Source organism: Mesorhizobium sp. M4A.F.Ca.ET.090.04.2.1 (genome assembly GCF_003999085.1).
GTDB lineage: Bacteria > Pseudomonadota > Alphaproteobacteria > Rhizobiales > Rhizobiaceae > Mesorhizobium.
Map to the genome: position 1 here is coordinate 1 of NZ_RZOT01000092.1, position 13,525 is coordinate 13,525.

At 56.9% G+C, this 13,525-nt stretch carries 12 protein-coding genes; 1 reads left to right on the plus strand and 11 read right to left on the minus strand.

Annotated features, from left to right (window positions below; all coding sequences use genetic code 11):
• Together EN781_RS09255 and EN781_RS09260 are read right to left on the minus strand one after the other, a co-directional pair.
• A partial coding sequence (locus EN781_RS09255) for a DsbA family protein (RefSeq protein ID WP_245492571.1) occupies positions 1–469 on the minus strand: 469 nt, incomplete at its 3' end.
• A gap of 699 nt (positions 470–1,168) precedes the next feature.
• Entirely contained in the window at positions 1,169–2,035 is an 867-nt protein-coding gene (locus tag EN781_RS09260) for a sulfotransferase domain-containing protein (protein WP_108722861.1), read from the minus strand.
• Between the two features lie 728 nt (positions 2,036–2,763).
• Here EN781_RS09260 and EN781_RS09265 point away from each other — a divergent pair.
• A complete protein-coding gene (locus tag EN781_RS09265; RefSeq protein WP_189347427.1) occupies positions 2,764–3,552 on the plus strand; it encodes a MurR/RpiR family transcriptional regulator in 789 nt (262 codons plus the stop codon).
• A gap of 578 nt (positions 3,553–4,130) precedes the next feature.
• On the opposite strand, the gene EN781_RS09270 is transcribed toward EN781_RS09265, so the two are convergent.
• The 9 genes from EN781_RS09270 to EN781_RS09315 all read right to left on the minus strand — a co-directional run.
• Positions 4,131–4,670, minus strand: coding sequence for a hypothetical protein (locus EN781_RS09270; protein ID WP_051695334.1), 540 nt, complete (start codon positions 4,668–4,670; stop codon positions 4,131–4,133).
• Positions 4,667–5,347, minus strand: a complete 681-nt coding sequence (locus EN781_RS09275; RefSeq protein WP_127282365.1) for a methyltransferase — start codon at positions 5,345–5,347, stop codon at positions 4,667–4,669. Before EN781_RS09275 ends, EN781_RS09270 begins: the two co-directional genes overlap by 4 nt.
• On the minus strand, positions 5,344–6,171 hold the full coding sequence (locus EN781_RS09280) for a nucleoside-diphosphate kinase (RefSeq protein ID WP_091595914.1): 828 nt from the start codon (positions 6,169–6,171) through the stop codon (positions 5,344–5,346). The genes EN781_RS09275 and EN781_RS09280 overlap by 4 nt, the downstream gene beginning before the upstream one ends.
• Positions 6,171–6,926, minus strand: coding sequence for an aspartate kinase (locus EN781_RS09285; RefSeq protein ID WP_127282364.1), 756 nt, complete (start codon positions 6,924–6,926; stop codon positions 6,171–6,173). Before EN781_RS09285 ends, EN781_RS09280 begins: the two co-directional genes overlap by 1 nt.
• Before the next feature lie 18 nt (positions 6,927–6,944).
• Complete coding sequence (locus EN781_RS09290; RefSeq protein ID WP_095521241.1) at positions 6,945–8,231, minus strand: DegT/DnrJ/EryC1/StrS family aminotransferase; 1,287 nt, start codon at positions 8,229–8,231, stop codon at positions 6,945–6,947.
• Positions 8,232–9,257: 1,026 nt separating this feature from the next.
• Positions 9,258–9,977, minus strand: a complete 720-nt coding sequence (locus EN781_RS09295; RefSeq protein WP_029354792.1) for a GntR family transcriptional regulator — start codon at positions 9,975–9,977, stop codon at positions 9,258–9,260.
• Positions 9,978–10,267: 290 nt separating this feature from the next.
• Positions 10,268–11,467 carry an IS256 family transposase gene (locus EN781_RS09300; RefSeq protein ID WP_127284308.1) on the minus strand — a complete coding sequence of 400 codons (1,200 nt, stop codon included), beginning with the start codon at positions 11,465–11,467 and terminating at the stop codon, positions 10,268–10,270.
• A 673-nt stretch (positions 11,468–12,140) separates the two neighbouring features.
• Positions 12,141–12,836: an HAD-IA family hydrolase gene (locus tag EN781_RS09310; protein WP_091597848.1), complete on the minus strand. Its 696-nt coding sequence runs from the start codon at positions 12,834–12,836 to the stop codon at positions 12,141–12,143.
• A partial coding sequence (locus EN781_RS09315) for a metallophosphoesterase (RefSeq protein ID WP_127399919.1) occupies positions 12,833–13,525 on the minus strand: 693 nt, incomplete at its 5' end. The genes EN781_RS09315 and EN781_RS09310, both read right to left, overlap by 4 nt.

The following is a 13,525-nucleotide window of genomic DNA, read 5'->3' on the forward strand; positions in this document are numbered from 1 at the left end:
GCTCCTTGGCGAGCGCGCAATTGCGCTCGAGGACGTTTTCGATGGCGCGGTCTTCCATGTCCCGCTTGAGCTGCTCAACCTCGAGGCCAACGTGTCGTGCGATAGTCAAGATGTCGAATTGGCTGAGCTGGCCGCGAGCAGCCATAAGGGCGTGATGGAACGCCTCATATTTTCCCTGTTTGCTGGAGGCGAGCGCCGCCAGTGCGGCAAATTTGGAACCCGGTCTCTTGCCCGGACAATGTTTGTAGACAACCTTCAGCATGGGATCATGCTTGAGGGCTTGCTGGATTGTACGGTCTTCCGCCCGGCACCGCGGGCAGTTGTAGTCCAAAAATAAGACGAGAGGGACGTCGCCATTCGGGTTGCCAGCAGTTGGCGCAGCGGCGTCGTTTAAGAGTGCGTCGCGCCGCTCTGGAATGAGCTTCCGCCAAAACGCGACGAGCCGGCTATGGTTTTCATGCTGGCGCACGTAGTCTTTGGCAACTGGACCATATTGCGTCGCCAGCCCGAAAAAAAGCAGGGCTAGGGCTGAAAGAGCGATACGGCCGGCTTTTGGCGTAAGGCATGGTTAGGCTCCAATTAACAGTGAACGGCAGGGCGGCAACGGCTGGCCTTTTGACGTCAAAGGGGGCACCGCTTTAATGCCTCACCCGCTGTTCGCGGATGACGGGAGGTCAAGGGGCTCGTGCTATTCGAAGAGATGCGGTGGGATGGCTGGGCCCAACAGCCGACCCATCCGTGAGCGGCGCTGTGTGCGTGCGAACTGCCCCCGCGGTCGCCGTTCGCCGAGCGGCTTCAGGCGGCCGAGTGCGATGGCTGAGCGTGACTGCAGCAAACACCTGCACGTAAAGCTGGGATAAGAGGGCTTAGGGCGCGCGGGACTCGCGCTGCGGTGTGCGGGATTATATTCAACAATTCTTGTCTCCTAACCGGATCGAGGCAGGTTCCTCCCTCCCGGGCATCTCCCGTCGCTGCGCTCCGGTCGAACGTTGCACCAAGGGTCCTTGCAAGCCCCGCGCCAATCGCGATGTCGGCACTTCAGGAAGTGATTGCGCGGGCGGCAGGTGGGCAGTGGTCAGCGCGCCTTTCCAGAATATCGCTCGCATAAACGTCCGGCGAGCGGCTCCGAGCGTACCTGCCATCGCCGGGCTCTGCGACAGCCTGAAATCTATCTCGAACCAAATCCGAATCGCTCGTTGAGTCTCGTCCCTCCCAGCGCGGTAAACCGCGCCTCGATCTCGGCATTCCAGCAAGCCTCCCACGAAGTTCGCCCGCTGGACAGGGTGAAGGTCTGCTGTCCGATTAGCTGGTTTAAGATCAGCTCAGGCTGCGGCGGCCGCTCGATCTCGCAAAACTCTACAATTCTGCGAATGGTCTCGAGCTGAACTTCGCGTCCTTGGTCGCCTATGATCTGCTCATAGCTCAATCCAAGAACATTCTCCTGATCCGCCCACGGTGCCACTGGATGGCAGCGATCATTGAAAATGAAAGGCGCGATCTCATCGAAGTACTTCAGCATTTTGTCAGGTCCGTCCGGCTCATTGCGCCACGTAATCTCAGCCCTCTCAGGCGGGCACCAATCGCTGTCACCTACATATCGCATCTGCGACACAATTGCCGCACGCATTTCGCGCGAAAGAAAGACGATCTTGAAATCCGCTAAACAATGGCGAGTGCCGATGTCGCACGGTAGATGCCCATAGCCAAACTGACCGGGCTGAATAAAGCGCGAGGATATCTCGATCGGTATCCATAGAATATTTTCGGAATGAGTGAAGCGAGCTCGCTCGACATCCACAAAGCGGAAGTCTCCAAGATAGTCTTTATTAAAGAACACATCGGACTGTACAAGCCCGAGCAGTCCAAGCAGACGGGCATATAGGTGGGTGCCCGCCTTCGGAATGGAACATATCATAACCCGCGAGCTTGAGCGGCCGGCCGTCGGCTTGATTGACCAAGATTCATTCGAGCAGGGATAAAGTGGAAAGGGTTGACCCGCGATATCGCGCAGCTCTTCTGGAAGCGGGTGAAACATTGTGGTTTCCTCACTGTTGCAGCGGCTTTTTTAAACAGCCGGAGCCAATGCGCGACAGGACAAGTTCCTGACCAGCTTGACCCCAAGCAGTCGCGCCCTCTGTTGCCGTACCAGAGAAGTAAAGCCCGTCGCATGCGCTAGCCGCGAGACGAACCGCTAGTACGGGTGGCATCGGCAAGCTCGTGGCCAACTTGCTGAGATGAGCTATTTACCAAACGCCACGTCGGCGTTCCCTAGAGATGTAGTCACCTTGTCATGCCCCCGTTTTCGATCGGACGATGAACCTAATCATAGAAGAATGCAAGTAAGATTGGTTATGTCGCCAATATACTAATGAATATATTTTCCCAGACGGCACCGCTTGCGTTGCCGTGCAGTCGTCCCCACTGCCCTGACGACGAGGACACCACGGTTTGCGCGGCGCATGCGCAGCCAGTAAAGCAAGCTCCATTGACAGCATCGGGCCAGGAGACGTCGTTAAACGAGGCCACTCGCAAGACCGCCTCGCGAGCGGCCGAGCGCATGCCCTCGCGTCCATTGCCCCGACTGCCGAGACATGGGCGCGAACGGAGCGGCAGCCGGAATCCGATATCGACCTTGTCTATGATCTGCGTCAGTGAACCGTCAGCGAGACTCGAATATGCAGGGCTTTGCTAGGCCTTCGCGGGTCGACTGCCAGCTTGGAACGAACACTAAGACACATGCGGAAGCCCCGACATACACAGAAATTGCTGCTAGACATCATCTATGATGCAATTAACACGGCTCCGAATGCGCTCGCACGTATAGCTCTGTATGTTGCACAAGACCCCGAGGCTGTTCTGGCGCTGTCCATTGCCGACCTTGCGCGCAACACCGCTACCGGTTCTGCTTCAATTGTAAGATTTTGCCGAACCTTGGGACTCGCGGGATTTCGCGAGTTTAAGATTGCGCTCAGCGGCGAAATTGAGCGGCGGAAGTTGAGCGGCGAACTGGCTGAACGCGCGCCATCAGAAGCTGTAGACACAGCTCCTCGGATCGCCATCCTCAGTTCTGCTTTACAAAACTCAATTTCCGTGTCCGCTCGTGGTTTTGACGACCTTCAAATTAGTGGGTTTGCCAACCGCATCCGAGCGGCCCGATGCGTCGAACTGTTCGGCACGGGGCCGTCATCCGTCTGCGCTGATATTCTGGCCATGCGACTGATCTGCCTAGGTTTCCCCGCACATTGCTCGGGGTCCGCCACCGTGTCTCACGCTCTCGCGCGAGGGCTTGGCTCGTTGAGCCTCGCCATTGGCATTTCGTCGCGTGGCCACACTGTGGAAACCAAGGATTTTCTGGCTATTGCGCGCGAAACCGGAGCATACACGATTGCCATTACGACCCGCGTTGACTGCCCGATCGCCCGGACTGCGGACGAGGTGGTATTGTTTACCTCGGCTGAGGCTTGGCCACAGGCCGGGTCGGCGATGCACGTGCCGCCTCTGGTGTTGCTGAGCGAATATCTTTGCCAGTGTCTGCAGATGGCGGAAGTCTGAATCCCCACCAAGGCCAATTCGGGCAGTTCCGAGGTTATTTCCGGATCCCACCTCGGTCTTCGTCGCGCGTGCTCGCGTGCACGAGCCATTGAAGCGATAAACTTGAACCGCACTTTCGACTGTGCGTACTGCGTGCTTGTTACATGGAAACGACGAACTCACCGAGCAACCCTCTTGCCACGGCGCGCGGGTGTTTGGTGATCATAGGGGAAGCTTCAACAATTGAGAAGCTGACGAACTACTACACCGGGATCAAACCGGAGGACAAGGCAGGTTCCTCGTCGTTGGGCAAGGCTGCAGCACCAGGTCGACTCCGTGACCTAGGCGGTCCATGCGCAAGGTTCGACGGCGCGCTCGCCGACTGAGTGGCGCTGGAGGGCCTCGAGAGGGCATGGGTCGGCCGCAGCAGCGTGGGACGCAGGAAGGCAGGCAAGATCCTAGCTTCCTTCTTCACCGACAGCAAGTCAGCGGCTCCTTTTGCCGGTCGACAGATCGGTGGACCAGGTCGAGCTTCTTCCATGTCCACTTCTACGTTTGCCACGGTGTTCGGGAATTCCTGGGAGATTGGGGGCTGACATCTATCGCGTGCTGCCACGAAGGTTGGTATTGACGTATTTCGCGAGGTCTAGCGCGGAGATGCTACCAACCAATTGGTCCAGACTCATTTCGGCCGAGATTGAGGCGGAATGCTCCAGGAGTGCAAGGAGATCATCCCTGTGCTTCGAATGGTGGTTCTCCAGGTGCATCTCGACCTTTCGCGCGATGACGTCCGCGAAACTCGCCCTTGTCCCAAAAAGCGGATCGTTGATTAACGCCGTCGGTCGTTCCTGTTCGAGAACCCAATTTATCGCCAGGGTCCCGTTCGATCTCAAGAATACGATCTCCAGCTCCGCGTCGGCAGGTCGCGATGTGGCAATGGAGAACCCCGCGTCCGCCAGAGCCCTGGTATCCTTATCCACAGCCTGATTGAATGCGGCCAAATTGACATGATGAATGTCAATGTCGTTCGGCGCACGCTGGATGAACTGCGAAAGGACGCTACTGCCCGCTACCCAGCTATCTTTGCTCCGATTGCGCGAAATGGCGACCAACGCAATGCGCATCAGCTCGGGCATCATGCGCTTGTGGCCTTCTTTGATATTGAGAACAGCCTGTAAGTTACTTTGACGTCGGGATAGGTCCCGGCTCGCAGAAGCACAGATGTGAGATCATTTGAACCCGCAATCTTTTCAAGAAGGTCGTCACGGGCATTAGTGCCGAACCCAAGAACGATACGACCTGATTCCGTAAGGAACCTTGGGCCATCTGAAAGAAATCTCTCGAGCAAGTTGTACCCTGGATCGATCGCACCACCTTCGAGGTCGTGGACAAACTCGTAATCTTCTGGAGCGTAGCTCGACGGGTAGTTCCAAAATATGATGTCGAACCTTCTGCCAGGTGGAACATTGTTAAATATATCGCTTGCGATGACCTCGACGTTACTAATGCCGTTTCTTGCAGCATTCTCCAACGTGTTCGCGACGGCCCTCGGATTGATGTCACAAGTCAGCAACGACAGCGCGCCAGTCTTTGCCAACAGAAGGCCGGGAAGACCGAAACCGCAGCCGATTTCTAAGACGGTCTTTCCGTCGAATGGGGGAAAATTCTCGCTAATCCAACGCCAACTCTGGAAGTGCTCTGGAGGAAAAACCCCTTCCTGTACGACCAGATCCAGTCCGAATGCCTGCATCTGACGCGGGAAAGTGGCTTGTTGACTTGTCCGAAGCGTTGTCCTGATACGATCAAGTTCGCTCATTGTTCTCCGGCCTTCCGGCGCGGTGCCATGCCTGGTTGTTTTCCCGGCTCGACGGCATCAACGGTTCGCTTCAGTAAGCAATTCCAAAGAGGCATTGAAAACAGACCGGCCTCAAGAATGAGGCGGTCCCAAGATGAGCGGAGGGGTGCATACCGGAAGAGGCCTTCTAGACCGGCTCGATCCCCCTGGAAATACCGCTGGACGGCTGTCGTTAGGCCCGACTTTGCTGCGGTTAGGAGTGCTCTGTCGTAACAGAATCTTGCGTGGGCAAACGCGCTACCATCACTCCGATTGTCCGGCATCGGCGCAGCTCCCCTGTCGCCGAGAACGTTTAGCAACATTTGGAAAGATGAATGGGCAATGTAGCCGGAATCGAGAGAAATCCAAGCAGTCGCTTCGTCGCCCAACGACCGGCACCTAAGTATTCTCAGCTCAGCATCCATTACTTGATGACTATCGCTCACATGAAGGAGGTTCGTCACGGGATTATCGCAGAAAAAGAGACTACGTACGGTGCCGGATAAAGCCTGGGCCGGCTGTGTGTTACCCTTCAGTTTTTGCGACAAGTGCAGCGCATTAGGTCCGCTCCAGATCGTGGCGCAAACCGGACGCATGTCGAATAAGTCCAGCACCAATGGCCAATGCTTCCCGCCGGTGGAACAGGTAAGGGTATAAAACGCATCAATGGATTTGCGACTATGAATCGAAAAGAACCGTTCCGAGAGTTCCAAACCGGTTCGCCGGCGAATAAATTCGTCGAGCAGCGAGGTTAGGCCAGAGCGCGCGACTTCCGGGCCATACACTATCAGCGCCGTGGATGACATCATGCCGCCCCCCCCAAAGGGTCGCTTGTGATATGGGCCTTCCTGCTCGCGACGGTGATCCTAGTCGCTCTAACGCGTCTCCCTTCCAGCCAATCGGCGAGACGAGCGGGATGACGGGCATTAATCACAACGCCGGGAAGGCTTTTCTTCGCCATGAATTCGACCGCGCAGGCGTCAATCGAGGTGTGGCCGAGAAGGACAAGATCTTGAGCAGCGATCTGCTCTATAAGTGCAGCGGGATCGTCGGTTGCTCCACCGCGATACACGCCATCGACATCTGTCAAAATCACCAGCTGTGGTGCCCCAGTTAACCAAGCGATCCACGCGGCAACGGCGTCGGATGTGACGTCCCAACTCCATTCCACTGGGTCAGCCGCAAACAGCAAACGGGAAGGCAGCAGCACTGGAATCTTCCCAAGTCTCGCGAGAGTTCGGCATTCGCCTAGGCTGGCCGATGGAACTAGTTTGGAAGAGAAGGCGGCATCCGCAAGCAAATACCCCGTTTGGTCCTGTGCTAGAGCACACGCATGATGCGCGGTACACGGATCTAATCGCTCGGCTGCATCAATCGCCTCAATTGCTTTGTCCGGGATGCCGCCGCCTGGAACAAGTAGGATTCGATGGCCCTTATCGGCGAGACGCTCAAGTTCAGCCAGTGCGAGCTTACACACGGCAAGATCACGCATGATGCTCCCGCCGAATTTGAGAACAATCGAAAAGCCATATGGTGGAAAACCTTTTATTGAGCAGTCCATCGGCTTGCCATCCCGCCCTCAGGCAACAGATACGATCTCAGGAATTTTTGAAGCTAGGTTTGGAAGCGCTGCCCAGACCTTTTGAAACGCGGCCGCGTACAATTTCATCACTTCAACGTCGTTTGGTGGAGCGATCTCCGACACGTAAAACATGGTGTTCAATATCTTCATGGCGTTTGGAAAATCGGTCCTTGACCATTGGCCGCAGATATCCGGCAGATATTCAAAGACGGGCTTCGTCAGCCAGACCGCAACGGGAACTCCCTCGGCTTGAAGAAGCTTAATGATGAAATCCCTGGCCGTAGGGCCAGGTAGAAAACCGAGCTTTTCCGGCTCAAGACGCAACGGGAGATTCAGCATCGATTGTTGATGATCTGCTGGATCGAAAAGAGGCAGAAGCCCTGAGAGGTGGCCAATCTCCTGCCAAAGGAACCTAGCATTCCTTCGCCTTTTTTTAAGCTGCCGGTCAAGCTGCTTGAGCCTGTGATTAGCAATGGCAGCAGAGAATACATTGGGTCGGTAATTGTAGCCTTTGGAGTTCGGGGAGAATATCCTAGCTCCACATCGCGACGAGCTTGTCAGCGAAACATTATCTACATGGTGGATCAGAGCAGGGTCCCTCGTCAGGACAAATCCAAGCTCACCTGCCCCGAGGTGTTTAGCTCCGTTGCCGGAGAGAGAGAGTGCATCGCTCTCCAAGTAAGCTCCATTGACAATATCTTTCGCAGCGCCAATTGATTGGCAAACATCATCGATAATCGCCACGCCTCGCGCTCGCGCCGCGAATCTCAAGCTGGGAACCAAGAGGTTATTTCCGAACAGATGAGTTATGAGCGTCGCCGCGTCACCTGGCTTGATGAGGGAGGCCGCCATCTTCTCATCAACTCCGGCAAGGTCTGGCTCAACATCGACAAAGACCGGTTCGAGTCCACTGATCGCGATTGGGCCGACGGCTCCCGGCCAGTTCAAAGCCGACGTAACGACTCGGCGACCTCGGTTCCGGTAGTAGTCGAGAGCCACGTGAATAGCGGCTGTGCCGCTTCCAACGGCGCGCACAGACCAGTTACCCGACCAATCCGCTAGCCGCTTTTCGAGCTCAATCACCATAGGGTGATTGACGCGATGATATTTGCCGCTTTCGACAACATTTGCGAGCGCCTTCAAATGTTTACGTTTCGCAGCTGGCCAAAGAACAACTCGCCCAGCCGGCACCGTGGGATCTCCTCCAAAGAGCGCAAGAGAAGTGTCCTTCTGGTGGACGCATCGTGTGCTTGCTGCCGTGGCTAAGCTTACATCCTTGGTCATATGATCAAGCCTGGTTGTGTTACATCGGCCATCGGCCACTCGCGAAGTCACGAGCCGAACCGACCCGTCTCTCGCATACTTTTGCGTCTTGCAACGAGGCTCGGCTAACCCACAAGAGCAGAGTCGCTCCTGAGAACAGGCTGGGCGCCGTAGCGCCCTCGCTACGTTGAGTTCAGGAAAGAGCTTTCAAGCTCGCAACCGGCGTATGAGGCGTCAACCTCGTCGGAAATGAACTCGCTGAACGATGCAGTCCCTCCTTCGTAAATCAACACCTAATAGACCCTGACAAGAAGGGGAAGTGGTCCTCTGAAATATATTTATGGATATATTATTTATTCTCCGCCTACCTTTAGCCTCCTATCTGAGATATTTTAGTATCGGAAGTGACAACGCGAGGTTGCTTTTTCCGCCTCTCGTACCGGCACCATTTAAAAGATAAAAAGCGCAGCGCGGATGCGCAGGAATATCATCCCGCCAAAGCCGCGGGCCAGATAATCAGCCAACCTTGGCGAGCTGGGAGCACCCCGAGCTTCCGTAATTGGTTGAAGCACTCGCCGGACCGAGGGCCGGCGTCCAATGTTAGTAGCCCCTTTCGCGAACACTCCGGCTAGTGGGTTTGTGTCAGAATGACCTCTCCCGGGATCGTATTCTGAGCGCTCAGTGAGGATGTATCTCGTTGTAGTCATCCCACCGGGCGATCTGGCGGAGAACCATGGGTGATCATGCAAGGAGTGAGGCGAACGCAATCACGCTTGAAGGTTTTGACCCAGGCTTCCGACACGTCGCTGGAGTGGGGCGCTTCACGGGCGTGGAGCAAGTAACGCGGTCAGCGCAGAGGCGAAGGCGCGTGTTCCTTGCCGGTGTAGGGGTGCCATTTTCCGACAGGTCTCGATCGGATGAGGCACCCTCGTCGATCCGAAGCGTGTCTTGACCGCCTCCAGCATCATATCGCACGGGACCCGCAGCCCTCCTGCGACGGCCCAAGCCGAATGGCTCAGCTACTCGGCTGATGTCGGCGAAAATCGCTCACCAATACTTCTTTGTAAACGTGAAGTTTGCCAGCTGTCTCCTGCTCATATTTTGCAAAGCGCGCGACACTGCGCGCTGTTCTACATCAAGGTGGTTAGTCAATGCGGATGCCACTGCGCTCGTAGTCTTGCCGAGCTGAGGCATTGCGTCAGTTAGCCTTGCAAGACTGGTTCGAAAAGCCGGGGAAAGCTCAGACGCGGTTATTTCCATGCGAAGGGCATGAGAGCAGAAACAGAACTTGTCGATGATATGGCAGATTTCGCAATTACATGCCCCCAGAGCTATGTCAGTGAATATTTCTTCCGCTCGAAGAGCGAGCTCCGTTGGAGATAACTCACCAGAGGGGGCGGTTCGGTCGAGAGGGTGAGTCCGTGTACGAGTTAGGGCGAAGGTAAGTGTTTCGCGCGCCACCACATACGAGTCCAATAGAACCCACTCGACCAGAGGTCTCGTAAAGTAGCCCCTTTGAGGAAAGGACACGATCTTCCCTTCCGCTGCAAGTCGGATAAGTGCTTCGCGTATAGGAGTCCGGCCGATGTTGAGGTCGGACGCTAGCTCTTTATCGCTGAGATGCTGCCCCGGCATGTGGGATTTGCTGTAGAGCAATTGAAGTACCGCGTCGTAGGCTGCATCGGCTTTTGCGTTCTTCTTGGCTTCAATAGCCAAACTGGGCATTTCTGTCCGACGACATTGGGCCGCATTTTTGCAGAACCACATCTCTACGCTTCCCCTTTTTTCGACGTCCTTTGAACGTTCGATTAGCAGAATTTGAGTTTCTGCGGCGTGCTATTTCTCGACATCCGGACATGACGCATGCACCGCGCGCCGCCTCAGCTGCATACACCATGCGTATGAGGTGTGACCATGGCCAGCCGCGGCGCTCGGATGCGGAAGCCGGTTGTGTGCGTCAAGTTCTGCAAAAATGGCGTGGCATTCAGCGGTGACGTTGGCGTGTCCGCCGCGCAGCCCCCGTGTTTAGCGGAGCGGCGGACATGGCGGGCCGCGTCTCAGGCGGCCAGTGCTCTCAGGCTCTCCTTCTTGTGCTCGCGCAGGTGATCCATGTTGAGGTAGCGGGTCGCCTCGAGCCAGTTCTCGTGGATCTCCACCGCCAATGCCCGAACCAGCCGCAAACAGCTCTGCGGGTTGGGGAAGATGCGAACGACCAGGGTGCGCCGCTTGATCTCCTGGTTTAGCCGCTCCAGCATGTTCGTCGACTTCATGTGCTTGTGATGCGGCAGCGGCAGCCGGTAGAAGCTCAGCGTCTCCTCGATGTTGTTCTCCACCCAATCCACCAGCTTCGGGTATTTTGCCTGCCATTTGGCGATCCACTGCGCCAGGTCGCGCTTGACCTCGGCTAGGTCGCGCCGGTCATAGAACCATCTGAGCTCCATCAGGCAGTCGTCATCGACCTTGCGCGGCACATAATCGAGCGCGTTTCTGAGGAAGTGCACGTAACAGCGCTGCCAGACTGCCTCAGGCAGGACTTCCCGGATCGCTGCCCTGAGCCCCGGATGGTCGTCGGAGACGACGAACTCCACGCCGGCAAGCCCGCGCTGCTTGAGCCCTGCCACGAACGCGCGCCAGCTCGAATGGCTTTCACGGTTGGCCAGCTCGACACCGAGCACCTGGCGCCGGCCCTCCCAGTCGACCCCGATCGCCACCAAGACCGCCTGGCTGGCGATCACGCCGGCCTCGCGCGCCCGCTCATAGCGCGCGTCCAGGATGAGGTACGGGTAAGGTTCGGCAAGCCGCCGCTCAAAGAACGCCTTCAGCGCCTCATCCAGCCGCGCCGTCGCCTCGCTCACCGTCGAGGCCGAGAAGGCGTGGCCGCACAGTTCCTCGGTGATCGCCTTCACCTTCCGGGTCGACACGCCTTGCACGTACATCTCGACCAGCGCCGATACCAGTGCCTTCTCCGAGCGTTGATAACGCTCGAACAATTCCGTCGAGAACCGGCCGGTCCGATCCTGCGGAACGCGAAGTTCCAGGACCCCAACCCGCGTCACAAGCTTGCGCTCATAATAGCCGGACCGGTAACCAACCCGCTCCGCCGTCCGCTCGCCTTTCTCGGCCCCGATGGCCTCCGTCATCTCGGCTTCCAAAGCCTCCTGCACGACAGCCTGCAAAACTCTGCGGAAGCCGTCCTCATCCGACAACAGCAACGCTTTCAACTCGCCTCTGCTCAGTCTAACTTCTCGATTGGTCATGCACTTACCCTTCCACGGGAATCGGTGATCGCAACGTCACCAGCGTGCCATGGCCGCCTCGCCTCAGGGCAAGGCCTGCTCTCTCTCTCCAGAGCTTTTTGCAGAACCTTCAGGACACTATCCCAGCCAGATCAGGCGGCTGTGACAGTAGCTCTGCGCAGATTGCGGAGACGCCCATACCAAGAGCTTCGACACGCGTAGCACTCTGTAGTCGCTCCGTCAGGCGCTCGATCTGGGCGTAGTCGAGAAGGCGAGCTGAGGCCTCAACCGAATGTAGGAAGGCCGCGCTCAGGTTCGCAATTTCCGGTCTTACATGCGAGTTCAGTGGCGAGGTGCTGTGTCAGTCGCCGGGCTCTATCGCGCTCAATCTCCCCGGTAACGCCACCCTGAACTCGCGAAACCCAGAGAGGCCACGAGTACGGCAAAAACGCAAAACCGACGCTTCTCCGCTGTTTGTTTGACTTACGAGTTTGGAGATAGATAAGTCCCCAAGAAGCTCGGGGTTTTAGGCAACAAAATGCGCGATTCTGGATTGTGAGCTAGGCCCGCTGGCGACCAGACCGCATACCGCATCCCGCACCAAGCTTGATGACCTGTCCGCCATTGCACTGCCCGCCGGGGTATGGTGTTCCGGATGCAGGCGCGGCGGACCGTCCACGCCGCTGCCCTCTTTCTACATTGGGCAAAGCAAACCTTTAAGTTCCGCCAAGTTCAGCAACAATGCCTCCGGCTCAAAGGTCCGGAGGTCATTCCTCAGTCGACTCGTATGGTGGCGGGCGCCCCCGAATGCGCAGTAGCGCATATTTGCATTTCGCGCGGCACTAAGACCGATGACGCTGTCCTCAATGACAAGGCACTCTCTGGCAGACACGCCCATGATTTCCGCCGCCAATAGCAGCACAGAAGGGTCAGGCTTCCGGACACCGATGTCATCGGAGGAGAAGAACCGTGAGCCTACAAGCCCCAAGAGATTGGCGGCTCTCATGCGGTGGATGAGTTCGAAACGAGATGTGTTCGATGCGACACAAAAGGGAATGGAAAGCCACTGGAGCAGTTCAACCGCGCCAGGTGTCGCCGACAGGATCCCAGAGGCGGCCAGCTGGATCTCAGCCGCGGCCGTTTCCATGAAGTTCTTCGGCAGGCTTACACCGACAAGTCTTTCCAGATGCCGTTGTTGATCGTCTCGCTCAACACCGGAGAGCGTTGCCGTTATTTCATCTGGATGCACCTGGAAACCTTCCGCGGCAAGTTTTGCCGAAATCACCTCCGATGCTACGATTTCCGTCTCCGCAAGGGTGCCGTCAAAATCGAAGATGATCAGTCGAGGCCGCGACCGATCGGACGTTTTGATCGATGGTGAAGCCATCATTTCGGATCACCGGGACGAATGACAGGCAGCTGATCAAGTCCCTCGTGACGATGGACAACGACATCCGATCCGTCCAACATGACGACATCGTATGATGGCGCAGCCGCCACAAATATGGGCTTGCCATATTGTTCCCAGTCCAGAACGATATGCTGCGCCGTGCCACGGCTGGCAGTAAACGATATGCCCGACAAACTGCCTGCTGCAGCAACATGCCGGTGACCAAAGAGCATGTGGCGGACCGATGCGTTTTTCCGAAGGATGGAAAGGAGCCGATCGGACTCCTTCATATCGCTCGTCTTAAAACAAGGCACATGCAAATCCGCCGGCGTATGGTGCATAGCAACCACGACTGGTCGGCCGGCGGCACGGAAAAGCTGGTCCTGCAGCCATTCAAACCGGCCACCGTCAAGACAACCGAAATGGCTGATGTCGTCCTTTGTGTCGAGCAAGACGACGAGCCAGTCGTGCAAGTCGACAGCCGCCTGAACGAATCCTTCCCCGCCGAATACGCCTCGAAATGCGCCGCGGTCATCGTGGTTGCCGATCGTCAAATGGACCGGGAGCCGGACCTCCGACAAGATCTCGCGCAAGAGTGCGTAAGCGGCTGGATCGCCTGTATCAGCAAGATCGCCGGTAATAAGGATGAGCCTGGCATCTGCGTGTACGCGCGAGACATGGTCCAAGGT

Excerpts from the sequence above, each read along its gene's own strand:
- EN781_RS09260 (WP_108722861.1), bottom strand. The coding sequence starts at position 2,035 with ATGTTTCACCCGCTTCCAGAAGAGCTGCGCGATATCGCGGGTCAACCC.
- EN781_RS09270 (WP_051695334.1), bottom strand. The coding sequence starts at position 4,670 with ATGATGCCCGAGCTGATGCGCATTGCGTTGGTCGCCATTTCGCGCAAT.
- EN781_RS09275 (WP_127282365.1), bottom strand. The coding sequence starts at position 5,347 with ATGAGCGAACTTGATCGTATCAGGACAACGCTTCGGACAAGTCAACAA.
- EN781_RS09280 (WP_091595914.1), bottom strand. The coding sequence starts at position 6,171 with ATGTCATCCACGGCGCTGATAGTGTATGGCCCGGAAGTCGCGCGCTCT.
- EN781_RS09285 (WP_127282364.1), bottom strand. The coding sequence starts at position 6,926 with ATGGACTGCTCAATAAAAGGTTTTCCACCATATGGCTTTTCGATTGTT.
- EN781_RS09290 (WP_095521241.1), bottom strand. The coding sequence starts at position 8,231 with ATGACCAAGGATGTAAGCTTAGCCACGGCAGCAAGCACACGATGCGTC.
- EN781_RS09295 (WP_029354792.1), bottom strand. The coding sequence starts at position 9,977 with ATGTGGTTCTGCAAAAATGCGGCCCAATGTCGTCGGACAGAAATGCCC.
- EN781_RS09300 (WP_127284308.1), bottom strand. The coding sequence starts at position 11,467 with ATGACCAATCGAGAAGTTAGACTGAGCAGAGGCGAGTTGAAAGCGTTG.
- EN781_RS09310 (WP_091597848.1), bottom strand. The coding sequence starts at position 12,836 with ATGATGGCTTCACCATCGATCAAAACGTCCGATCGGTCGCGGCCTCGA.